General features: G+C 72.1%; 18 protein-coding genes, 1 tRNA gene and 1 pseudogene. 16 read left to right on the plus strand and 4 right to left on the minus strand.

Annotated elements, in window-relative coordinates:
• Nucleotides 1–184 precede the first annotated feature (184 nt).
• The 5 genes from FM112_RS05300 to FM112_RS05320 all read left to right on the plus strand — a co-directional run bounded on the left by FM112_RS05300 (nucleotide 185) and on the right by FM112_RS05320 (nucleotide 6,330).
• Nucleotides 185–1,621 (plus strand): GuaB1 family IMP dehydrogenase-related protein, encoded by a 1,437-nt coding sequence (locus FM112_RS05300; protein WP_087004559.1) that lies wholly within the window; start codon nucleotides 185–187, stop codon nucleotides 1,619–1,621.
• Between the two features lie 70 nt (nucleotides 1,622–1,691).
• Nucleotides 1,692–3,050, plus strand: a complete 1,359-nt coding sequence (locus FM112_RS05305) for a hemolysin family protein (protein WP_087004562.1) — start codon at nucleotides 1,692–1,694, stop codon at nucleotides 3,048–3,050.
• Nucleotides 3,047–4,084 (plus strand): hemolysin family protein, encoded by a 1,038-nt coding sequence (locus tag FM112_RS05310; RefSeq protein WP_087004565.1) that lies wholly within the window; start codon nucleotides 3,047–3,049, stop codon nucleotides 4,082–4,084. Before FM112_RS05305 ends, FM112_RS05310 begins: the two co-directional genes overlap by 4 nt.
• 30 nt (nucleotides 4,085–4,114) lie before the next feature.
• Nucleotides 4,115–5,044, plus strand: a complete 930-nt coding sequence (locus tag FM112_RS05315; protein WP_087004568.1) for an NAD(P)H-hydrate dehydratase — start codon at nucleotides 4,115–4,117, stop codon at nucleotides 5,042–5,044.
• Complete coding sequence (locus tag FM112_RS05320) at nucleotides 5,041–6,330, plus strand: glycosyltransferase 87 family protein (RefSeq protein ID WP_087004571.1); 1,290 nt, start codon at nucleotides 5,041–5,043, stop codon at nucleotides 6,328–6,330. Before FM112_RS05315 ends, FM112_RS05320 begins: the two co-directional genes overlap by 4 nt.
• Before the next feature lie 13 nt (nucleotides 6,331–6,343).
• Here the strand turns inward: FM112_RS05320 and FM112_RS05325 are convergent, their stop codons facing one another.
• Together FM112_RS05325 and FM112_RS05330 are read right to left on the minus strand one after the other, a co-directional pair.
• Nucleotides 6,344–7,549, minus strand: a complete 1,206-nt coding sequence (locus tag FM112_RS05325; RefSeq protein ID WP_087004574.1) for a homoserine O-acetyltransferase — start codon at nucleotides 7,547–7,549, stop codon at nucleotides 6,344–6,346.
• Between the two features lie 10 nt (nucleotides 7,550–7,559).
• A complete protein-coding gene (locus tag FM112_RS05330) occupies nucleotides 7,560–8,852 on the minus strand; it encodes a bifunctional o-acetylhomoserine/o-acetylserine sulfhydrylase (protein WP_087004577.1) in 1,293 nt (430 codons plus the stop codon).
• 145 nt (nucleotides 8,853–8,997) lie between these two features.
• Here FM112_RS05330 and FM112_RS05335 point away from each other — a divergent pair, with 145 nt between their 5' ends.
• The 3 genes from FM112_RS05335 to FM112_RS05345 are packed head-to-tail and all read left to right on the plus strand — an operon-like array spanning nucleotide 8,998 to nucleotide 11,896.
• Nucleotides 8,998–9,738, plus strand: coding sequence for a Type 1 glutamine amidotransferase-like domain-containing protein (locus FM112_RS05335; RefSeq protein WP_176386676.1), 741 nt, complete (start codon nucleotides 8,998–9,000; stop codon nucleotides 9,736–9,738).
• Nucleotides 9,735–10,421, plus strand: a complete 687-nt coding sequence (locus FM112_RS05340; RefSeq protein WP_087004581.1) for a uracil-DNA glycosylase — start codon at nucleotides 9,735–9,737, stop codon at nucleotides 10,419–10,421. Before FM112_RS05335 ends, FM112_RS05340 begins: the two co-directional genes overlap by 4 nt.
• Before the next feature lie 23 nt (nucleotides 10,422–10,444).
• Nucleotides 10,445–11,896: an amidase gene (locus tag FM112_RS05345; RefSeq protein WP_087004584.1), complete on the plus strand. Its 1,452-nt coding sequence runs from the start codon at nucleotides 10,445–10,447 to the stop codon at nucleotides 11,894–11,896.
• Nucleotides 11,897–11,902: 6 nt separating this feature from the next.
• Here the strand turns inward: FM112_RS05345 and FM112_RS05350 are convergent, their stop codons facing one another.
• Nucleotides 11,903–12,289 carry a Fe-S oxidoreductase gene (locus tag FM112_RS05350; protein ID WP_087004587.1) on the minus strand — a complete coding sequence of 129 codons (387 nt, stop codon included), beginning with the start codon at nucleotides 12,287–12,289 and terminating at the stop codon, nucleotides 11,903–11,905.
• Between the two features lie 109 nt (nucleotides 12,290–12,398).
• Between FM112_RS05350 and FM112_RS17390 the strand changes: the two genes are divergently transcribed.
• Nucleotides 12,399–12,683 carry a DivIVA domain-containing protein gene (locus FM112_RS17390; protein WP_217874435.1) on the plus strand — a complete coding sequence of 95 codons (285 nt, stop codon included), beginning with the start codon at nucleotides 12,399–12,401 and terminating at the stop codon, nucleotides 12,681–12,683.
• 281 nt (nucleotides 12,684–12,964) lie between these two features.
• Nucleotides 12,965–13,429, plus strand: a pseudogene (locus tag FM112_RS05360) (gamma-glutamyl-gamma-aminobutyrate hydrolase family protein); the annotation flags it as partial.
• Nucleotides 13,430–13,619: 190 nt separating this feature from the next.
• Here the strand turns inward: FM112_RS05360 and FM112_RS05365 are convergent.
• Nucleotides 13,620–13,692: transfer RNA gene (locus FM112_RS05365), tRNA-Arg, on the minus strand.
• A gap of 82 nt (nucleotides 13,693–13,774) precedes the next feature.
• On the opposite strand from FM112_RS05365, the gene argS reads away from it, so the two are divergent.
• From argS to thrB, 6 genes are all read left to right on the plus strand, one after another.
• Complete coding sequence (gene argS, locus FM112_RS05370; RefSeq protein WP_087004590.1) at nucleotides 13,775–15,442, plus strand: arginine--tRNA ligase; 1,668 nt, start codon at nucleotides 13,775–13,777, stop codon at nucleotides 15,440–15,442.
• A gap of 3 nt (nucleotides 15,443–15,445) precedes the next feature.
• On the plus strand, nucleotides 15,446–16,192 hold the full coding sequence (locus FM112_RS05375) for a DUF2993 domain-containing protein (protein WP_087004593.1): 747 nt from the start codon (nucleotides 15,446–15,448) through the stop codon (nucleotides 16,190–16,192).
• A gap of 171 nt (nucleotides 16,193–16,363) precedes the next feature.
• On the plus strand, nucleotides 16,364–17,776 hold the full coding sequence (locus FM112_RS05380; RefSeq protein WP_087004596.1) for a hypothetical protein: 1,413 nt from the start codon (nucleotides 16,364–16,366) through the stop codon (nucleotides 17,774–17,776).
• Nucleotides 17,777–17,850: 74 nt separating this feature from the next.
• Nucleotides 17,851–19,287, plus strand: coding sequence for a diaminopimelate decarboxylase (gene lysA, locus FM112_RS05385; protein WP_087004599.1), 1,437 nt, complete (start codon nucleotides 17,851–17,853; stop codon nucleotides 19,285–19,287).
• A complete protein-coding gene (locus FM112_RS05390) occupies nucleotides 19,288–20,625 on the plus strand; it encodes a homoserine dehydrogenase (protein WP_087004602.1) in 1,338 nt (445 codons plus the stop codon).
• Complete coding sequence (gene thrB, locus FM112_RS05395) at nucleotides 20,622–21,575, plus strand: homoserine kinase (RefSeq protein WP_087004605.1); 954 nt, start codon at nucleotides 20,622–20,624, stop codon at nucleotides 21,573–21,575. Before FM112_RS05390 ends, thrB begins: the two co-directional genes overlap by 4 nt.
• Nucleotides 21,576–21,668: the final 93 nt, after the last annotated feature.

A 21,668-nucleotide genomic window follows, 5' to 3' on the forward strand; every position in this document is an offset into this window, starting at 1 on the left:
CAAACCGGAGATGGGGGTCGACACTAGGAAATCGCCGCCTTTTCTGCTTGTCGATTGTGACCCAGAAGTGGATATGAACTTCGGCACTGTCGACCAGCCAGCATACTGCCTGAAGGCGATAAACGCTGAATGCTCGGGAAGCCTGTCGGCGAGCCACGACGGGAGCGCGCCATAGAGTGGTGCCATGCAGTTCTATGGACAAGCTCCGCAGCATGATCTGACCTATTCGGACGTCTTCCTGATCCCCTCGAGATCCGAGGTCGGGTCGCGCCTCAACGTGGATCTCGCCACCGGCGATGCGACCGGCATGACCCTGCCGCTGGTCGCGAGCAACATGAACTCGGTGACCGGGCCGCGCATGGCCGCGGCGATGGCCCGGCGGGGCGGCCTGGGCGTGCTCCCGCAGGACCTCGACGACGCCCAGCTCGCCACGGGCATCCGCTGGGTCAAGCGGCAGTCGCCGCTGTGGACGGCGGCGTTCGAGTTCGACGCCGAGGAGGGCGTCGCGGACGTGCTGCGGCGGGTGCCGCCGGTTGCGGGTCAGGCCGTGGCGGTGCTGCGCGGGGGAGTGCCGGGGTTCGTCCTCGAGGCCTCGCACCTCGAGCGGATGCCCGAGGACGCGCGGCTCGGCGATCTCGGCCATTTCGCGGCCCCGGTCCGACCGGCTGCCGAGCTCGCGGACGCGCGCGCCGCGTTCGACCTGCTCGAGGAGGCGGAGGGCCGGCTCGCCGCGGTCGAGGAGGACGGGAGGCTCGTGGGCGCCTTCTCGCAGCGGGACGCGCTGCGCTCGACGATCTACCCGCCGAACGTCGACGCGGACGGCCGCCTGCGCGTGGCCGCCGCGGTGGGCGTCAACGGCGACGTCGCGTCCCGGGCCCGGGCGCTCGCCGCGGCGGGGGCGGACGTGCTCGTCATCGACACGGCGCACGGCCACCAGTCGAGCATGCTGCGGGCCATCGCCGCGGTGCGGGAGGCGGAGCTCGGCCTCCCGATCGTGGCGGGCAACGTGGTCTCCGCCGCGGGCACTCGGGACCTCGTGAGCGCGGGCGCGTCGATTGTCAAGGTCGGCGTCGGCCCGGGGGCGATGTGCACGACCCGCATGATGACCGCCGTGGGGCGGCCGCAGTTCTCCGCCGTGCTCGAGTGCGCCGAGACGGCGCGGCACCACGGCGCAGGGGTGTGGGCGGACGGCGGGGTCCGGTACCCGCGCGATGTGGCGCTCGCCCTCGCCGCGGGCGGCGCCGCGGTGATGATCGGCTCCTGGTTCGCGGGCACGTGCGAGGCGCCCGGCACCGTGCTGCGCGACGAGGAGGGCCGCGTCTACAAGGAGTCCTTCGGCATGGCCTCCACCCGGGCGGTCACGAGCCGCTTCGGCGGGCTGAGCGCCTACGAGCGGGCCCGGAAGATGCTGTTCGCCGAAGGCATCTCGAACTCGACGATCCTCATGGACCCGAAGCTGCCGAGCGTCGACGACCTCATCGACATCATCGCCACCGGCGTGCGCTCGAGCTGCACGTACGCGGGGGCCGGCAGCCTGGCCGAGTTCCGCGAGCGGGCGAAGGTGGGCATCCAGTCCGCGGCGGGGTACGAGGAGGGCAAGCCCCTGCCGGTCTCCTGGTAGCGGCCGGCGCCGCCGGCGTCCTGCCGGCGCGCGGTCGCAGCACGGCGATCCAGTAGACTCGCGGACAACTATGGACTGGTTACTTCTGGTCGTCGGCCTGCTGCTCTGCGTGGGCACGGGCGTCTTCGTCGCGACCGAGTTCACGCTCGTGAACCTCGACCGCAACGAGCTCGAGAACCGCAGGGACCGGGGCGAGCGCGGCCTCGGCCCCGTGATCGCGGCCCTCAAGGAGACCTCGACGCATCTCTCGAGCGCGCAGCTCGGCATCACGCTCACGACGCTGCTCACGGGCTACACGATGGAGCCCGCGATCACCTCCCTCCTCGCGGACGGGCTGATCGCCCTCGGCATCGGCGAGGACTGGGTGTCGAGCATCGGCACCATCATCGCGATGCTCGTCGCGACGTTCCTGTCGATGGTGATCGGGGAGCTCATCCCCAAGAACTTCGCCCTCGCGCTGCCGGACCGTCTCGCGAAGATCGTGGTGCCCGCGCAGAACGTCTTCACCGCGGTGTTCCGCCCGGCGGTCGCGGTGCTCAACGGGTCGGCGAACTGGCTCATCCGCCGCATGGGCATCGAGCCGAAGGAGGAGCTCTCGGGCGCCCGCAGCGCCGAGGAGCTCTCGAGCCTCGTGCGCCGCAGCGCCCTCGCGGGCGTGCTCGACACCGACAAGGCCGTGCTGCTCAACCGCACGCTGCGGTTCAGCGAGCACACGGCGGAGGAGGTGATGACCCCGCGGCCGCGCGTGGCGGTGATCGGCGCCGACGCCTCGGTCGACGAGCTCATCGCGCTCGCGCACCAGACCGGGTTCTCGCGCTTCCCCGTCACCGACGAGGACATCGACGACGTGGTCGGCGTCGCGCATCTCAAGTACGCCGTCGCGGTGCCGCGGGACCGGCGCGCGAGCGTGCCGGTGGGGGCGATCCGCCGCGACGCCCTCATGGTGCCGGAGACCATCGAGCTCGACGCGCTGCTCGGCGAGCTGCGCAGCGGCGAGGGCTACCAGATGGCGATCGTGCTCGACGAGTACGGCGGCACCTCCGGGGTGGTGACGCTCGAGGACCTCGTGGAGGAGATCGTCGGCGAGCTCGTGGACGAGCACGACCGGGCGCACGCGGAGATCATCCGCCGCCGGGACCGCATCAGCTTCGACGGCCTGCTGCGGCCGGACGAGCTGCGCGAGCGGCTCAACATCCGCATCGCGGAGGACGGCCCCTACGAGACGATCGGCGGCTTCGTGATGATGGAGCTCGCGCGCGTGCCCGCGGTGGGCGAGCAGGTCGCGATCGACGAGGGCGTGCTCGAGGTCGAGGAGATGGACGGCCGCCGCGTCAGCCGGCTCCGATTCATCCCGAACGACACCTACGAGAGCCGCGAAGAGCTGCTGCGGCGCACGCGGCAGTCCGAGGAGCGAGGGGGCCGGCAGTGAACCCGGATATCCAGGGCATCGTCTGGCTCGTGGTCCTGCTCGCCTTCAACGCGTTCTTCGTGGCCGCGGAGTTCGCCGTCATCACGGCGCGCCGCTCGCAGATCGAGCCCCGTGCCGAACGCGGTTCGAAGGCGGCCCAGACCGCGCTGTTCGCGATGGAGCACGCGACCCTCATGCTCGCGACCTCCCAGCTCGGCATCACGGTGTGCTCGCTGCTGATCCTCAACGTCTCGGAGCCGGCCATCCACCACCTCGTGGAGGGGCCGCTCGCCTGGACCGGCATGAGCGCCGAATGGGTCGGCGTCTCGGGCTTCGCGATCGCGCTGATCCTCGTGACCTACCTGCACGTCGTGCTCGGGGAGATGGTGCCGAAGAACATCGCCTTCTCGGTCCCGGACCGGGCGGTGCTGCTGCTCGCACCGCCGCTCGTGTTCGTGGCCCGCGTGTTCCGTCCCGTCATCTGGCTGCTCAACGAGGTCGCGAACCTCACGCTGCGCGCGTTCCGGGTCACGCCCAAGAGCGAGGCGACGAGCACGTTCACCTTCGACGAGGTGGCGGGCATCGTCGCGCAGTCGAAGCGGGAGGGCATCCTCACCGATGAGGCCGGCACGCTCGCGAACACGTTCGAGTTCACCTCGAAGAAGGTCGGCGAGGTGGCGGTGCCCATCGCCGGCATCCGGATGCTGCACGAGGGGGCGACCCCGCACGACGTGCAGCGCGCGGTGGCCGAGTACGGCTACTCCCGCTACATCATCGCGCGGGAGGGCGTACCGGTCGGCTACATCCACCTCAAGGACCTCATCGGCCTGGGCGATGCCGAGTACGACCGGCCCATCGTCGAGTCCGAGGTGCGGCCGCTCGCGTCGATGTACGCGGGCACCGAGCTCGAGGACGCGCTCGCCTCGATGCGCCGCACTGGACGGCACCTGTCCCGGGTGATCGACAAGACGGGGCAGACGCTCGGGGTGCTCTTCCTCGAGGACGTCATCGAGGAGCTGGTGGGCGAGGTGCGCGACGCCACCGAGCGGCGCTGAGAGGAGCCGGATCTCGCTAAGCTGGCAGGCATGGCACACACCTCCCGGCCCGGATGGCGATCCGTCGATGCCGAGTTCGTGCGCCGGCGCCTCCGGGCCCCGGCGGGGAGCGACCACAAGTACACCCGCGGCGTGGTGCTGCTCGCGACCGGTTCGGCCGGCTTCCCCGGCGCGGCCGTGCTCGGCGCCCAGGCGGCGGCGCGCGGCGGCGCGGGGATGCTCCGGTACGCGGGACCGGATCCGGTCGGCGAGGCCGTGCTCGCGGCGCGGCCCGAGGTCGTGCGCGGCGAGGGGCGGCACGACTCGCTGGTCATCGGCTCGGGGCTCGCCGATCTCGAGGGCGACCCGCGGCGCGGGCTCATCGCGGAGGCCGAGTCCGCCGGCGTCCCGATCGTGGCCGACGCCGGCGCCCTGAGCGCCATCCGGCGGGGCACGCGCGGACTCGTCGTCACCCCGCATGCGGGGGAGCTCGAACGGCTGCTCGGACGGCTGCCCGGCGACGCGCCCACGAGGGCGGAGATCGAGCGCGATCCCGGCTCGGCCGCGCTGCGCGCCGCAGATGCGCTCGACTGCGCCGTGCTGCTCAAGGGCGGCACGACCCGCATCGCGCGGGGGGAGCATCGCCTGCTCGTCGAATCGCCGACGGCGTGGCTCGCGACGGCGGGCACGGGGGACGTGCTCGCCGGACTGCTGGGCGCGCTGCTGGCCACGGCCCATGCGGCGAGCGCGCCCGACCCGCTCGCGGACGAGGACGTGGCCGCGATCGCGGCCGCGGGCGCCTGGGTGCACGCGCGGGCCGGCTGGGTCGCGGCCCAGCGGGCCGCGGGCGCCTCGCCGGGCTCCGAAACGATCGTCGCGGACGCCCGAGGGCTCGCGGCCGGCCCGGCGGGCGGGCCGATCACCGCCTCGGACGCGGCCGCCGCGATCCCCGCCGTCATCGGCGCGGTGCTCGCATCGTGACGGCCGCGGGCCGCCGCGCGCCCCGCGCCGTCCCCCGCCCGCGATGGTTCGGGCCGGGCGTCGAGCTGTGGCTGATGTGGGTCGTCTTCATCGCCTGCCACCTCTACTACGGGTGGGTGTCCTCCTGGCACGCCTCGGTGCCGATGAACGATGTGACGGGCGTCTACCGGGGCTGGCTCGATCGCGCCGCGGAGACCGGATCGATCCCGGGCGTGCACGAGCCGTTCGTCTATCCCGTGGCCTCGCTCCTGCCGATGTGGCTGGCCGACCTCATCGGCGGGCACGCGCACTACGGGACCGCCTGGCTGCTGATCGTGCTGCTGCTCGACCTCGCCGCGCTGTGGTGGCTGACGCTGAGGAACCGCGGCGCGGCGGGCGCGGGGCTCCGGCGCGCGGCCGCGTGGTTCTGGGTGGCCTTCATGATCGCGATCGGACCGATCGGCATCGGCCGGATCGACGCGATCACGGTCCCCTTCGCGCTCGTCGGCATGCTCTCGCTGCGGGAGCGGGCGATGGGCGCCGGGGCCGCGCTCACCTTCGCGGCGTGGATCAAGGTGTGGCCCGCGGCCCCCTTCGCGGCGGCGTTCGTCGTGATCCGGCGCCGCGGGCGGCTCGTGATCGGGGCCGTGCTCGCCTGCCTCGCCGTGCTGCTGCCGATCATGCTCCTCGTCGACGGATGGCGCTTCGAGCATCTGACGAGCTTCGTCGCCGAGCAGACCGGTCGCGGCCTGCAGGTCGAATCGCTCGGCGCGAGCCTGCTGCTCATGCTCGCCGCATTCGGGGCCGGCGGCTATCGCGTCTACTTCGACCAGCAGATCCTCACGACGCAGATCGAGGGCCCGGGCTCGGCCGCCATCGCCTCGGCGCTCACGCCGCTCATGTTCGTCGTGATCCTCGCGCTGCTCGGGTTCGGGTTCCTCGCGGCACGGGGCGGGACGCGGTTCGCGCGGCTGTACCCCTCGCTGACGCTCGCGCTCGTGGCCACCTTCATCCTCGTCAACAAGGTCGGCTCGCCGCAGTTCTTCACGTGGCTCGCCCCGGTCATCGTGGTCGGGCTCGTGTGGGACTTCCGCTGGTTCCGCTGGGTGGCGCTGCTCGGGCTCCTCGTGGCGCTCCTCACGCAGGTCATCTACCCCTGGTACTACGGCTGGGTGACGGCGGGCATCCCGTGGGCGGCGTTCACGCTGCTGCTGCGCAACCTGCTGGTCCTCGCGATGCTCGTGCTCGCCGTCGTGCGGATGGTGCCGCGAGGAGCGCGGTCGCCCGCCGCGGCGCCGACGCGCTGAGCCCGCGCCCGGCTCAGCGCCGCTCGAGCACCTGGCGCAGGGCGCCGCCGACCTCGCGCATCTCGAGCAGGAAGCCGTCGTGCCCGAAGGGCGATTCGATGACCATCGCGCGATCGCCCGTGAGCGAGTTCGCCAGACCGGCGGCGATGCGGTGCTGCGTCCCGATCCGGAAGAGCGTGTCGCTGTCGATGCCCACGACGAGCGCGGGCACCTCGATCCTGCCGAGCGCCGCCTCCGCGCCGCCGCGATCGCGGCCGACGTCGTGCGTGTTCATGGCGCTGGTGAGCGTCACGTAGCTGTTGGCGTCGAAGCGCCGGGTGAACCGGTTGCCGTGGAAGTCGAGGTAGGACTCCACCGCGTAGCGCCCGACGCCGTCCTCGGGCGCGAGCGAGGACTGCCAGGAGCGGCCGAAGCGGTTGTCGAGCTCGGTGTCCGAGCGGTACTGGAGCATCGCCAGCCGGCGGGCGAGCGCGAGCCCCCGGTTGGGGCCCTCGCCGGCGGAGGCGTCGTAGTAGTCGCCGTCGGCCCATGCGGGATCGAGGCGGATCGCGTCGGCCTGCAGCGTGTTCTGTGCGATGGTCATCGCGTCGATCACGGGCGGCGCCGAGAAGATCACCAGCCGCTCCACGCGCTCGGGCAGCATCGCGCCCCACTCGAGCGCCTGCATGCCGCCCATCGAACCGCCGACGACCGCCGCGAAGCGCTCGATTCCGAGTGCATCGGCGAGGGCCGCCTGCGCGCGCACCTGGTCGCGGATCGTCGTGCGCGGGAACCGGGCGCCCCACTCCCGCCCGTCCGGCGAGATGGATGCGGGGCCGGTCGTGCCCTGGCAGCCGCCGAGCATGTTCGGCGCGATGACGCACCACTCGTCCGTGTCGAGGGGGAGTCCGGGGCCGATGAGGCCCGGCCACCAGCCCGGGGTGGCGTGGCCGCGCCCGACGGCGCCCTCCACGTGCGAGTCGCCGGTGAGGGCGTGCAGCACGAGCACGGCGTTCGAACGGTCTTCGTTCAGCTCGCCCCAGGATTCGTAGGCGATGCGCAGCGGCACCGAGCCGCCGTGCTCGAACTCGAACTGCCCGGCGAACGCGAATCGGCGCGCGCCGGGGTCGTCGCCCTCCAGCCACGCGCCCGTGGCCGGAGGGCGGATGGCGGAGGAACTCCGACGCTCGGCCGCGCGCTCGATGCCGCGCACCCCGTAGAGAGCATCACTCCATTGCATTGCAGACAGCCTAGCCGCCGACCGCCGCTCGGATGGCCTGTTCGAGGTCGCCGATGATGTCGTCGATGTGCTCGATGCCGACCGAGAGCCGGATCAGCCCCGGGGTGACGCCGGCCGCGAGCTGCTGCTCGGGGGTGAGCTGGGCATGCGTGGTGGATGCGGGGTGCGTGATGATCGAGCGCACATCGCCGATGTTCACGACGTGGTTGAACAGCTCCACGCCCTCGACGACCTTGCGGCCGGCGTCGTGCCCGCCGCGGAGCTCGAAGGTGAGCAGCCCGCCGGCGCCGTTCGGCGAGTACCTGCGGATCCGGTCGTGCCACGGGCTCTCGGGCAGTCCCGCGTAGTTCACCGAGACCACCTGGTCCTGCTGCTCGAGCCACTCCGCGACGGCCTGCGCGTTCCGCACGTGGCGCTCCATCCGCAGGCTGAGCGTCTCGACGCCCTGCATGATCTGCCAGGCGGAGGCCGGCGCGAGGGTCGTGCCCATGTCGCGCATGAGCTGCACGCGGGCCTTGAGGATGTACGCGGCGGCGTCGCCGAGCGCGCCCGTGTAGCTGATGCCGTTGTACGTGGGGTCCGGCTCCGTGAGGCCGGGGAAGCGGTCGACGTGCTCGCTCCACGGGAAGCGGCCGCCGTCGACGATGAGTCCGCCCACGACGGCCCCGTGGCCGCCGAGGTACTTCGTGGCGGAGTGCACGACGATGTCGGCGCCGTGCTCGAAGGGGCGGATGAGGTAGGGCGTCGCGACCGTGTTGTCCACGATCAGCGGCAGTCCCGCCTCGTGGGCGACCTGCGCGACGGCCTCGATGTCGAGCACGTTGATCGCGGGGTTGCCGATCGTCTCGGCGAAGAACAGCTTGGTGTTCGGGCGGACGGCGCCGCGCCACTCCTCGGGGTCGTCCTGATCGGCGATGAAGGTGACCTCGATGCCCTGCCGGGCGAGGGTGTACTTGAAGAGGTTGAAGGTGCCGCCGTAGATCGACGTGGAGGAGACGATGTGGTCGCCCGCGCCGGCGATGTTCAGCACCGCGAGCATCTCCGCGGCCTGCCCCGAGGAGGTGGCGAGCGCGGCGGCGCCGCCCTCGAGCGCGGCCACGCGCCGCTCGAGCACGTCGGTAGTCGGGTTCATCATGCGCGTGTAGATGTTGCCGGTCTCGGTGAGCGCGAAGAGCCCCGCCGCGTGCTCCGCGTCGTTGAAGGCGTAGGCGGTCGTCTGATAGATCGGGGTGATCACCGCGTTGGTGGTCGGGTCGGTCTGGGCGCCGCCGTGCACCTGCAGCGTTTCGAACCGTGGCGTCATTCGTGGACTCCTTAGTCGTCGTGGGATTCGATCGCGTCGAATCCCGGATCGGGGCTTCGTCGCCTACCGAGTATCCTGCCCGCATCCGGGAGCTCTGCCAATTCCGGGCGTAACGCGCGGGCCCATCCGTGGCACGATGGAGGCGATGAGCATTCTTCTGGCTGGCGGCGGCGATCGCGAGGCTCTGCGCCCCATCGTCGATCGGTTCGTGGCGTCCGCGCAGGCGCGGGCGGGCGGTCGGATCCCGCGCGTCGCGGTGATCGTCGCGGGGGAGCACCCGGACGCCGCGCTGCACGAGGCGGTGTCGTTCGGCATCGATTCGCGGGTCGAATGCGTCGCGCTCGCCGCGCGCACGGACGAATCGGACGCGGTGACGGCGGGGTTCGACGGCGGCGAGCTCCTCACCGCCGACGGCATCCTCGTCGCCGACGGCGCCCCCGCGGCGCTGCTCGCGGCGCTGGCCGACCGGGCGACCGACCTCCGCAGGCTCGTGCACGAGCGGGTGCCGTACCTCGGCATCGGCGCCGGCGCGGTCGTCGCCTCGGAGGCGGCGATCCTCGGCGGGGACGAGATCGGGGGCGTCAGGGTGGCCCCCGCCGGCCCCGCCGGCCCCGCCGGCTCGGCCGGGGAGGTGCGCGTGGAACCCGGGCTGGGCCTGATCGACATGTCGGTGCTGGGCCACGCCGCGCAGCGGGGCCTCGTGGGGCTCGGCGTGGCCTGCTGCGAATCGGGGCTCGTCGAGACGGTCCTGGCCCTCGACGAGGGCACGGCGCTCGAGGTCTCCGAGACGGCGCTCGAGCTGCTGGGACGCGGCTCGCTCTGGCAGATCTCGGCCGCGGACGGCGGCGTCCGCGTCGAGAGCTCGCGGGCGGAGGAGCCGGCATGACGCTCGCGGATCTGGTTTCCTCGGGCCGCATGGACCCGGGCTGGGCGGAGGCGCTCGCGCCCGTGGAGGGCCGCATCGCCGAGCTCGGGCGGTTCCTGCGCGCCGAGAACGCGGCGGGGCGTGGCTACCTGCCCGCGGGCGAGAACGTGCTCCGCGCCTTCAAGCAGCCGTTCGCGGATGTGCGCGTGGTCATCGTGGGGCAGGACCCCTACCCGACGCCGGGGCATCCGATCGGCCTGAGCTTCGCGGTGGACCGCGAGGTGCGGCCGATCCCGCGCTCGCTCGACAACATCTACCGCGAGCTGCACGACGATCTCGGCATCCCGCCGGCCGAGCACGGCGACCTCGCCCGATGGAGCGAGCAGGGCGTGCTGCTGCTCAACCGCGCGCTCACCGTGCAGCCGGGCCGTCCGGCCTCGCACCGCGGCAAGGGATGGGAGGACGTCACCGAGACCGCGCTGCGGGCGCTCGCCTCGCGCGGCGGCCCGCTCGTCGCGATCCTCTGGGGCAACGACGCCCGGCGCACCAAGGTCTTCCTCGGGCCGACCCCGGCCGTCGAGTCCCCCCATCCGTCCCCGCTCTCGGCCTCGCGCGGGTTCTTCGGCTCCCGCCCGTTCTCGCGCGCGAACGCGATGCTCGAGGAGCAGGGCGCCGCGCCGGTGGACTGGCGGGTGGACTCGTGAGCGGCAGTCGATAGGCTCGGGGCATGAGCGAACTCCACGAGCTGTCCGCCGTCGAGCAGCGCCGCCTTCTCGCCGAGGGCGAGCTGCGGAGCCTCGAACTGGTCGAGCACTATCTCGCCCGCATCGAGGAGCGCAACGATTCGCTCCGCGCCTTCACGACCGTGACGGGCGAGGCGGCGCTCGAGCGGGCGCGGCGGCTGGACGAGGCGCGGCAGGAGGACCCCCGCGCCGCCCGCGACCTGCGCGCCTTCCCGCTCTGGGGCCTGCCCTTCGGCGACAAGGACCTCTCGGATCGCGCCGGCGTGCCGACGAGCTTCGGCTCCAGGTCGATGACCGGGTACGTGCCGGAGCGCTCCTCGCCGATCGTCGAGGACATGGATGCCGCTGGCGGCGTATCGCTCGGCAAGACCAACACCCCCGAGTTCGGCTTCCCCTCCTACACCGAGAACCGGCTCGACGGCGGCGTCGCCCGCAACCCGTGGGACCTCGAGCGCGGGCCCGGCGGCTCCTCGGGCGGCGCGGCGGTCGCCGCGGCGGCGAGGATGCTGCCCTTCGCGCCCGGATCGGACGGCGGCGGGTCGATCCGCATCCCCGCCGCCGCCTGCGGGTTGGTCGGGCTCAAGCCGGGGCGCGGGCGGGTACCCGGCGGCTCCGGCATCGACGCGCTGGGCGGGCTGGGCGTGGCCGGGCCCATCGCGCGCACCGTCGAGGATGCGGCGCTGCTGCTCGACGGCATGATCGCGAAGCGGGGCGACGGCAGCCCGCACGACCGCTTCGCGCTCACGGCCCCGGCGGGGGAGGCCTCCTACCTCGAGGCGCTGGAGCGCCCGCTCGAGCGGCTGCGGATCGGCTTCAACACGTGGTCGCCCTGGGCCTCGCACTACGACATCCGCCTCGATCCGGCGGCGCAGGCGGTGCTGGAGCGGGCGGCGGCGGCGTGCGAGCGCCTCGGGCACCGCGTGGAGCCGGTCGAGCCCCGACCGTTCCCCGAGTACGTCGACGCCTTCCGCGCGATCTGGCAGGGCGGCGCGTCCGGGGTGCCGCTCGACGACGAGGCGCTCGCGCACGTGCAGCCCCTGACGCGCTGGCTCATCGAGGTGGGGCGCACGCTCCCGGCAAGCCGCGTGGTGGGGGCGCTCGGCGCGCTGCAGCGGTTCGAGCAGCAGCTCATCGCGGACTACGCGCCGTACGACCTCGTGCTCACCCCCTCGCTCGCGATGTCCCCGCGCCCGCTCTGGTGGTACGACCAGGAGGACGGCGACCGCAACTTCGTCGAGCAGTGCCAGTACACGCCGTACACGAGCTACCTCAACGTCGCGGGGCTGCCCGCGATCACCCTGCCGGTCGAGGCGGACCCGCTGCCGTGGGGCGTGCAGGCGATCGGGCGCCCGGGCGCGGAGTCCCTGCTCCTGCGCTTCGGCGCCGAGCTCGAGCGGGTGTACGACTGGGCCGCGCGGGCGCCGGAGCCGGCGTGATCGCGCTCAGCCGCGGCGCGGTCGGACGTAGCCGCCGTCCTCCAGCCCGGCCTCGATCTCGAAGCGGTTCCTGAGCGGGTCCGCGCCGGCGAGCCCGTAGAGCAGGGGGAAGAGCATCCCGTAGCGCTCCCATTGGCGCACGTGGCGCTCCTCGTGCCGCAGCACCCTCGGCGAGACGTTGCGGCTCGTGAGGTAGACCCTGCCCACGCACACGCCGCCGCGGCGGAAGGCCCAGCGCGGCAGCCCCTGCAGCACGATGAGCCGGTTGCGGCGCTCGATGCGCCCGGTCGACAGCGGCACGCCGTAGGCGAGCGCGATGCCGGTGGCGATCGTGCTCCCCAGACGGGAGAGCGGCGAGTCGAGGAGCGTGTCGCGGAGCAGTCGGATGAGCATGCCTCGATCCTTCCAGACCGATTCGGCTTTGTGGGGCCCGGTACGGCGCGGAGAGGGCGTAACATTGCTCGCGGTTCTGTCCCAATGTACTGAATTTACGGAGGCATACGTGCGCAGTGATGATGTGCTGCAGGAGCAGTTCCGCGCCACGAAGTACACGGTCGGCTACGACCAGATGGAAGTGGACCACTTCCTCGACCGTGTGGTGGACACCCTTCGGCACTACGAGGCCGGGGAGTCCCCGAAGCGCCAACCGGTGACTGCCGAGCACGTGCAGTCGGTGGCGTTCGCGCAGACCCGATTCCGCGAGGGGTACGACCCTCACGACGTCGACCAGTTTCTTGACCGCCTCCACGAGGCGTTCACGGACTTCGAGCGCGGTACGGAGCACTAGCTCTCTCAGCGATACCGAACCCAAGTCCCGCGAACCGATCAAGGCCGACCGCCGGCATCGGTTCCTCGACACGACGACGGTGCCCCGCAACCGCGGGGCACCGAGCCGTTTCCCGGAGCGTCCGCCCCTGGTATAACGAGATCGTGACCGTCTCCGCGCCCTTCCTCCTCGTCGTCGACGCCACCCGCCGCCGCGAGGACCACGCCTTCACGGACGTGCTCGACTCCCTGAGCCGTCGGGTCGTGACCGCGGCGTCGGCGGTCGGCTGGGTCACGGGGCGGATGCTCATCGGCGATATCCGCGAGGCCGAGGTGCTCACCGGGTTCGAGCAGGCCGACGCGGTCGTGATCATGGGCGGCGAGGACGTCGATCCCTCGCTCTACGGCGGCGGCGAGGACTATCCGGAGGCGGGGGCGCACCTGCCGCTCGCCGACCGGCGCACGATCGCGCTCATCCGCGCCGCGCTCGAGCGGGAGACGCCCCTGCTCGGCATCTGCCGCGGCCTGCAGCTGCTGAACGTGGCGCTCGGCGGCAGCCTGGTGCAGCATCTCGACAGTGCGGACGCTCACCGGGGCGGCGGAGCGGGTTCGGACAAGTTCATCGCCCACCCGGTCGTCCCGGTCCGAGGCACCCGACTGGCCGGGCTGCTCGGCGGCGCCCCGCTCTCGACGCAGTCCTACCACCATCAGGCGGTCGAGCGGCTCGGGGCGGGGCTGCGCGTGAGCGCGGCGGCGCCGGACGGCGTGATCGAGGGCGTCGAGCACGTATCGGCGCCCCTGCTCGGGGTGCAGTGGCACCCGGAGGCGCCGCGCGCCGGGGCCGAGCAGCTCGAGCGGCTGCTGCGCGGCCTGCGGATCCGGGCGGATGCGTCGGGCCGCGGGGAAACGGCGAAGCGCCCGGAGGATTCCGAGAATCACTCCGGGCGCCTGCGAAGCGTGCCCCCGACAGGAGTCGAACCTGCGACCTACGGTACCGGAAACCGGCGCTCTATCCACTGAGCTACGGAGGCAACTGGATCACTGTAGCAGGATCCGGGGCGGGGTTCACATCCGATTCACGACCGCCCCCGGCACCGCCTACGATTGACCCTGATGAACGACTCGACTCTGACCCCAGTACTCGCCGCCGCGGTACGCGCCGCGCTCGACCGACGCGAAGGCGGCGAAGCCCTCGAACCGACCGCGGAGGATCTCAAGCTCGAGCGTCCTCGCAACCGCGAGCACGGCGACTGGGCCTCGAACGTCGCGATGCGCTTCGCGAAGCGGGTCGGCACGAACCCGCGCGAGCTCGCGCAGGAGATCGCCGAGGGGCTCGAGGAGCATCCCTCGGTGAAGCGCGTCGAGGTGGCGGGCCCGGGCTTCATCAACATCACGCTCGACGAGGCCGCCGCGGGCGAGCTCGCGCGCGAGATCGTCGCGGCGGGGGAGCACTACGGGTCCGGCGGCTCGCTCGAGGGGCGCAGCATCAACCTCGAGTTCGTCTCGGCCAACCCGACCGGCCCCATCCACCTCGGCGGGGCGCGCTGGGCGGCCGTGGGGGACTCCCTCGCGCGCGTGCTCTCAGCGGCCGGCGCCGACGTGACCCGCGAGTACTACTTCAACGACCACGGCGCGCAGATCGACCGCTTCGCCGGCTCCCTCGTGGCCGCGCACCTCGGCGAGCCCGCGCCCGAGGACGGCTACGCGGGCCAGTACATCGTCGACATCGCGAACGAGGTCGCCGCGGCGCACGCCGAGGAGCTCGCCGTCGCGCCCGACCGCGCGGCCCGGCAAGAGGTGTTCCGCACGCACGGCGTGGAGCTCATGTTCGGCGCGATCCGCGAGAAGCTCGAGGAGTTCCGCGTGCACTTCGACGTGTTCTTCCACGAGGACTCCGTGCACACCGACGGGTCCGTGGACCTCGCGATCCAGCGCCTGCGCGACCTCGGCCGCATCTACGAGGCGGAGGGCGCGGTGTGGCTGCGCACGACCGATTTCGGCGACGACAAGGACCGGGTCATCATCCGCTCGAACGGCGAGCCCACCTATTTCGCCGGGGACATCGGCTACTACCTCAACAAGCGCGAGCGCGGCTTCGACGAGTGCCTCTACATGCTCGGCGCGGACCACCACGGCTACATCGGCCGCATGATGGCGATGGCGGAGAGCTTCGGCGACGTGCCGAACGTGAACATGCAGATCCTCATCGGCCAGATGGTGAACCTCGTCAAGGACGGCCAGCCCGTGCGGATGTCCAAGCGCGCCGGCACGATCGTCACGCTCGACGACCTCGTGGACGCCGTCGGGGTTGACGCGGCGCGCTACTCGCTCGTGCGCTCCTCGACCAACACGTCGATCGACATCGACCTCGACCTGCTCGTGAGCCGCTCCAACGACAACCCCGTCTACTACGTGCAGTACGCGCACGCGCGCACCCGCGCCGTGGCCCGCAACGCGGCCCAGGCGGGGATCGACGGCGGGGCGTTCGACCCCGCGACGCTCGCGCACGCGGCGGAAAACGAGCTGCTGGGCCAGCTCCGCGAATTCCCGCGCATCCTCGAGGTCGCGGCGACCGAGCGGGAGCCGCACCGCGTCGCGCGGTACCTCGAGGACCTCGCCGCCGCGTACAACCGCTGGTACGACAACTGCCGCGTCATCCCGCAGGGCGATGCGCCCGTCGAGGCGGTGCACTCGAGCCGGTTCGTGCTCAACGAGGCCGCGTCGCAGGTGCTCCGGAACGGGCTCGGGCTGCTCGGGGTCGACGCGCCGGAGCGGATGTAGCGCATGGCGCGACGTCGACGCATCCGCGGACTCGGCTGGTGGATCGCGCTGGTCGCGATCATCGTCGTGCCGCTCTCGGCCGAGTTCGCGGCGCGGGGCGTCGTCGGCCACGTGGCCGCGAGCGAGACGGAGAAGGCGCTCCCGGAGGGCGTGGCCGCGGAGGTGAGCGCCTCGACGACGGGCTGGTGCGTGCTGTGCGAGCTCATCGGGGGCGAGCTCTCGGGCCTCCGCCTGGAGAGCGATTCGCTCACCTTCGGCGGCGCGACGGGCGCGGTCGCGCTCGAGGCCCGGCAGGTGGACCTCGAGCAGCCCATCGCGGTCGGCGCGCTCGACGGCACCCTCACGATCGACGAGGCGCAGCTGAACACCCTGCTGCAGGAGGTCGCGGCCGAGTCGGGGCTGTCGATCGACGATGTGCGGCTGCAGGACGGCCGACTGGGGTACGCGACCTCCTTCTCGGCCTTCGGCGCCGAGGTGCGGGTGGATGTGAGCGCCTCGGTCCGGGTGCAGAGCGGCGGCCGGCTGCAGATCCTCGCGGAGGATCTGTCGCTCAGCGCCGGCTCGGTGGGCACCGACATCCCGGTGGACCCCGAGCGCTTCTCGCTGCAGATCTGCGCCGCGCAGTACCTGCCGGAGATGCTCCAGATCACGTCGGTCTCCGTCGTCGAGGACCGGCTCGAGATCGGCTATCGCGCCGACCGGGCGTTCACGCTCGCCGCGGAGTCCTTCCAGACCCTCGGGGCCTGCTGATTGCCGCACCCGGTCCTCTAGACTGATCACCAGCATCCGGCGAGTCATCCGCTGGAGGGAATTCGCGCCGCGCGCATTGGGGCGGCGCGGACGAAGTGTTTCAATAGGCGGTGCGGCTCGCACGACCTCGGCAGCACCCGGCCGCCAGATTCCCGAACAAGGAGTTCCACCATGACGTACGACCCGAACGCCGGAAACCAGAATCCGTGGGGTCAGCAGCCGGGGCAGGGCCAGCAGCCCGAGAACGGCCGGCCGCAGCCCGGGCAGGGCGACGACTTCGGGCAGGGGCAGTACGGCCAGGGTCAATACGGACAGGGCCAGTACGGGCAGTCGCCGCAGTTCGGCGGTGACGCCCCCTATTCGCAGTACGGCCAGCAGGCCTCCGGTCAGGACTCCTACGGTCAGGACTCCTACGGCCAGGGCGCGAACGGCCAGCAGGGCGCGGGGCAGCCCGGATCGGAGCAGGGCGGCTACGGCTCGAGCGATTTCGGCCAGGGCGGCTACGGCGCCGGCGAGTACGGGCAGTCCTCCTACGGGCAATCGGATTCGAACTCCTACGGGCAGTACGGCCAGCAGGACCAGCCCACGCAGCAGTACGGCTCCGGGGACGGCTTCCAGCAGACCGAGCCCTCGGTGTTCGGCCAGCAGGACTCGTACGGCCAGCAGGATTCGTACGGCCAGGGCGGGTACGGCCAGCAGTCGTTCGGGCAGCAGGGCGACTCCGCCTCGCAGCACTCCTACGGCCAGGGCTACGGTCAGCCCGAGACCCAGTCCTACGGCGGGTACGGCCAGGACGCCAATAATCCCTACGCGGGCGCCTACGGCGAGGCCCCCGCGCCCTCCTCGGGCACGTCCGGCGCGCCCAAGAAGAAGGGCAAGGGCATGCTCATCGGCCTCATCTCGGGAGGCGTCGTGCTGCTGCTCGTCATCGGCCTGGCGGCCTGGGAGTTCATCGGGCGCGGATCCGCCGCGAACGGCTACGAGGCGCTGATCGCCGACCAGGGGCTGAGCATCGGCGAGGACCCCATCGAGGGCGACTTCGACGGCTCCTTCGGCGGCGGCCTCTACGTGCTCGAGAGCCTGCAGGGCAAGTACTCCGAGGTCACGCTCACGGGCAGCGACCTGCAGACGGCCGACGGCCCGGTCGACGTCACCTACACGCTCAAGCAGGCTCCCTCGGACGCCGACGGCGTCATCGACACGGTCACCGTGGACGTGAACGTGCCCGCGGAGAGCCTGCTCACGGGCGAAGCCGAGTTCGAGGGCGGCAACGTCGAGCTCACCGACGACGGCATCGTGGTCTCGATGTCGCAGTACGGCATGACCATGGAGATGGTCATGCAGGTGAAGCCCGTCGACGGGTGGATGGTCTTCGAGATCGTGAGCGCCACGCAGGACGGCAGCGACATGCTCAGCTCCATCCCCGAGGACCAGCGGTCGATGCAGCAGGACATCTGCGAGGGCAGCGGCCTCGAGCCCTACGTGAGCGAGGCCGAGATCACCGCCGAGGGCATCCACCTGCAGTGGACCCTTTACGACGTGGACACGAACGACCTCGCGGGGGCGTTCTGCCTGGGCGGCTGAGGCCCTGATCGGGGCGCGGCCCGCGCCCCGATCGAGGAAGCGGTGGGACTCTCCGACCCGGTAGGATGACCGGGATGCAGAATCCCACCGCTTCTCCGTTTTCCAGTCCGCTCGCCCCGACATGGCTCCGCCCCCCGGAAGGCGATCTCAACCGACTCGACGGAAATGTGTGGTCGAGCACCGCCTCGCGCACCCCGGACGGCGAGCTGCTCCTCGGCGGCGTGCGGGCCTCCGAGCTGCTGGAGCGCTTCGGCTCGCCGCTCTACGTCGTCGACGAGGCGGATATGCGTACCCGGGCCGAGGGCGCCGCGGCGGCGTTCGCCGAGGCGTTCCGCGCCATCGGCGCGGAGGTCGAGCTGCACTACGCGTCGAAGGCGTTCCTCTCGATCGACATCGCCCGCTGGATGGCGGAGGCCGGTCTCGGACTCGACGTGGCCTCGGGCGGGGAGCTCGAGGTCGCGCTGGCCGCCGGCATCGAGCCGGCCCGGATCGGCCTGCACGGCAACAACAAGTCCCGCGCCGAGATCCGGCGCGCCGTCGAGGCCGGCCTCGGCTCCATCATCGTCGACTCGCTGCAGGAGATCGAGCGCATCGGCGAGGTCGCGGCGGAGCTCGGCCGCGTGCAGCCGGTGATGATCCGCCTGAACGCGGGGATCCACGCCTCCACGCACTCGTATCTCGCGACCAGCCACGAGGACCAGAAGTTCGGTCTCACGTTCGACGTGGCCCGCACCGCCGCGGCGCGCATCCGCGAACTCGACTCGCTCGAGCTGCTCGGCCTCCACTCGCACATCGGCTCCTCGATCTACGAGGCGGCCGGCTTCGGCGCCGCGGCCGAGAAACTCATGCGCTTCCGAGCCGAGCTGCTCGAGGGCGGCCCCGTGCCCGAGGTGAACCTCGGCGGCGGCTTCGGCATCGCGTATCTCCCGAGCGACGACGCGCCGACCCTCGACGCGCTCGCGCGGGGCATCGCCGGCGAGGTCGCGCGGGTGTGCGAGGAGACCGGCAGCGACATGCCGCGGATCACCTTCGAACCTGGCCGCGCGATCGCGGGCCCCGCCGGGACGACCCTGTACACGGTCGGCACCACGAAGGACGTCTCTGTGCCGCTCGAGGGCGGGGGAGCGGCCCGGCGGCGGTACGTGGCGGTGGACGGCGGGATGAGCGACAACATCCGCCCGGCCCTCTACGGGTCGAACTACTGCGCGCGCCTCGCGAACCGCGTCTCCGAGGCTGCCCCGCAGCTCGTGCGCGTGGTGGGCAAGCACTGCGAGTCGGGCGACATCGTGGTCCACGACGACTACCTGCCCGAGGACGTCGCCCCGGACGACCTGCTCGCGGTGCCCGCCACGGGCGCCTACTGCTGGTCGATGGCGAGCCACTACAACTATCTCGACCGCCCCGCCGTCGTCGCGGTCCGAGACGGTTCGGCGCGCACCCTCGTGCGCCGGATCACCATTGACGATCTGCTCGCGGCCGACACCGCGTGGACCCCGGAGGAGAACAGCTAGATGAACGAGAAACGCACCATCAAGGTGGCCCTGCTCGGGGCCGGTTCGGTCGGCAGCCAGGTCGCCCGGCTCCTGCTCGAGCAGGCCGACGAGTACGAGCGCCGCGTGGGCACGCGCCTCGAGCTCATCGGGATCTCCGTTCGGAACGTGGACGGCAGGCGCGATGTCGAGCTGCCCCGGGAGCTCTACACCACCGACGCGGAGCGGCTGATCCTCTCCGCCGATGTCGTGATCGAGCTCATGGGCGGCCTGCACCCGGCGCTCGAGCTCATCACGCTCGCACTGGAGTCGGGCGCCGACGTGGTCACCGCGAACAAGGCGCTGCTCGCGCATCACGGCGCGGAGCTGTTCGAGCTGGCCGAGCGCGTCGGCGCGCAGCTCTACTACGAGGCGGCCGTGGGCGGCGCGATCCCGATCATCCGGCCCCTGCGCGAGAACCTCGGCGGGGACCGGGTCGAGCGGATCCTCGGCATCGTCAACGGCACGACCAACTACATCCTCGACCGCATGCACACCCGCGGGGACTCCTTCGAGGAGTCGCTGCGCATCGCGACGGACCTCGGCTACGCGGAGGCCGACCCGACCGCCGACATCGAGGGCTACGACGCCCAGCAGAAGGCCGCGATCCTCGCCTCCATCGCCTTCCACACCAGCGTCCCCGTCGACGAGGTGCACCGCGAGGGCATCACCTCGGTCTCGATCGAGCAGATCGAGGACGCCAAGCGGGCGGGCTTCGTGGTCAAGCTCCTGGCCATCTGCGAGCGCGTGGCGGCGCCCGGGGACGGCCCCGACCGGGTCTCGGCCCGCGTCTACCCGGCCCTCGTGCCGGAGGCGCATCCCCTCGCCAGCGTGCACGGCGGGAACAACGCCATCTTCGTCGAGGCCGAGGCGGCCGGCTCCCTCATGTTCTACGGCGCCGGAGCCGGCGGCGTGGAGACCGCTTCGGCGGTGCTGGGCGATCTCGTCGCCGCCGCCCGCCGGCACCTCCTGGGAGGCCCGGGCCTCGGCGAGTCGATGGATGCGGACCTCCCCGTGCTCGGGGTGGCGGAGATCGACACGAGCTACCAGATCTCGCTCGAGGCCGAGGACGAGGCGGGCATCCTCGCGGGCATCGCGCAGACCTTCGCGGAGCACGGCGTCTCGGTGGCGACCCTCGAGCAGGCGGCGCCCGCGACGGACGAGGACGGCGAGGTCGCGGAGGACGCCCGCGCGACGCTCGTGATCGGCACCCACCGGGCCAAGGAGGGCTCGCTCTCGAAGCTCGTCGACGCGCTCGCCCAGAGCCCGGCCGTGCACCGCGTGAACGGCGTGCTCCGAGTCGAAGGCGCGAACGCATGAGCCGTGTGACGGAGGGCCGCCGCGTCCTCGTGCGGGTCCCCGCGACCAGCGCCAACCTGGGGCCCGGGTTCGACACGCTCGGCCTCGCGCTCGCCGAGTACGACGAGGTCGAGATCGAGACGATCGAGCCGGGCCGCTACGAGATCGAGGTCGAGGGGGTCGGCGCGGGCGAGGTGCCCACCGACGAGTCCCACCTCGTCGTGCAGGCGCTCCACTACGCGCTCGACCAGCTCGGATACGAGCGGCCGGGGCTGCGGCTCCGGGCCAGGAACACCATTCCCCACGGCCGCGGCCTCGGGTCATCCGGCGCGGCCATCGTCGCCGGCGTCGTCGGCGCGGCCGGCCTCATCGGCGACCGGGAGTCGGTCTCGAGCGAGCGGCTGCTCCGCTTCGCCACCGATCTCGAGGGCCACCCCGACAACGTGGCGCCCTGCCTGTTCGGCGGACTCACGATCGCCTGGATGGCCGCCGACGGCGAGCCCCGCTCCAAGCGGCTGATGGTCGACCGCGGCGTCTCGCTGCTCGTGCTCGTGCCGGAGGAGACCATGTCGACCTCGGTGGCGCGCTCCCTGCAGCCCTCGCAGGTGCCCCATGCGGACGCGATCTTCAACCTGTCCCGCGCGGCGCTGCTCGTCGCGGCGCTCGCGCAGAGCCCGGAGCTGCTGTTCGAATCCACAGAGGACCGGCTGCACCAGAGCTACCGGGCCTCCGCGATGCCGAAGACGAAGGCGCTGATCGACGAGCTGCGGGCCGAGGGCCTCGCCGCGGTCGTCTCGGGGGCGGGGCCGAGCGTGCTCGTGCTGGCCGACGACCCGGCGGCGCGACTCCGGGCCGCCGAGATCGCGGCCGCCCACACCGATACGACCTGGACCGCGTATCCCACGGCCGTGGATATCCAGGGTGCTACAGTTGAAGAGGTTTCGAAACAGACGGTGTCACCGTCGGCCTAGCGTCGATACGCGGGGCCTCGGAACGCATTGATGTGAGGCGACGCCGCAACCAGACGCGGTTCAACTCCTGCCCGGTTTCGCGCAGACGCGATC

Origin of the sequence: Gulosibacter sp. 10 (assembly GCF_900163695.1) — a bacterium.
GTDB lineage: Bacteria > Actinomycetota > Actinomycetes > Actinomycetales > Microbacteriaceae > Gulosibacter.

Bases quoted from the DNA above. Each gene is read 5' to 3' on its own strand.
- FM112_RS05340 (WP_087004581.1), top strand. From the start codon at position 9,735: ATGACGCTCGCGGATCTGGTTTCCTCGGGCCGCATGGACCCGGGCTGG.
- FM112_RS05300 (WP_087004559.1), top strand. From the start codon at position 185: ATGCAGTTCTATGGACAAGCTCCGCAGCATGATCTGACCTATTCGGAC.
- FM112_RS05380 (WP_087004596.1), top strand. From the start codon at position 16,364: ATGACGTACGACCCGAACGCCGGAAACCAGAATCCGTGGGGTCAGCAG.
- FM112_RS05375 (WP_087004593.1), top strand. From the start codon at position 15,446: ATGGCGCGACGTCGACGCATCCGCGGACTCGGCTGGTGGATCGCGCTG.
- FM112_RS05325 (WP_087004574.1), bottom strand. From the start codon at position 7,549: ATGCAATGGAGTGATGCTCTCTACGGGGTGCGCGGCATCGAGCGCGCG.
- FM112_RS05350 (WP_087004587.1), bottom strand. From the start codon at position 12,289: ATGCTCATCCGACTGCTCCGCGACACGCTCCTCGACTCGCCGCTCTCC.
- FM112_RS05390 (WP_087004602.1), top strand. From the start codon at position 19,288: ATGAACGAGAAACGCACCATCAAGGTGGCCCTGCTCGGGGCCGGTTCG.
- thrB (WP_087004605.1), top strand. From the start codon at position 20,622: ATGAGCCGTGTGACGGAGGGCCGCCGCGTCCTCGTGCGGGTCCCCGCG.
- FM112_RS05345 (WP_087004584.1), top strand. From the start codon at position 10,445: ATGAGCGAACTCCACGAGCTGTCCGCCGTCGAGCAGCGCCGCCTTCTC.
- FM112_RS05335 (WP_176386676.1), top strand. From the start codon at position 8,998: ATGAGCATTCTTCTGGCTGGCGGCGGCGATCGCGAGGCTCTGCGCCCC.
- FM112_RS05315 (WP_087004568.1), top strand. From the start codon at position 4,115: ATGGCACACACCTCCCGGCCCGGATGGCGATCCGTCGATGCCGAGTTC.
- FM112_RS05305 (WP_087004562.1), top strand. From the start codon at position 1,692: ATGGACTGGTTACTTCTGGTCGTCGGCCTGCTGCTCTGCGTGGGCACG.
- lysA (WP_087004599.1), top strand. From the start codon at position 17,851: ATGCAGAATCCCACCGCTTCTCCGTTTTCCAGTCCGCTCGCCCCGACA.
- FM112_RS05330 (WP_087004577.1), bottom strand. From the start codon at position 8,852: ATGACGCCACGGTTCGAAACGCTGCAGGTGCACGGCGGCGCCCAGACC.
- argS (WP_087004590.1), top strand. From the start codon at position 13,775: ATGAACGACTCGACTCTGACCCCAGTACTCGCCGCCGCGGTACGCGCC.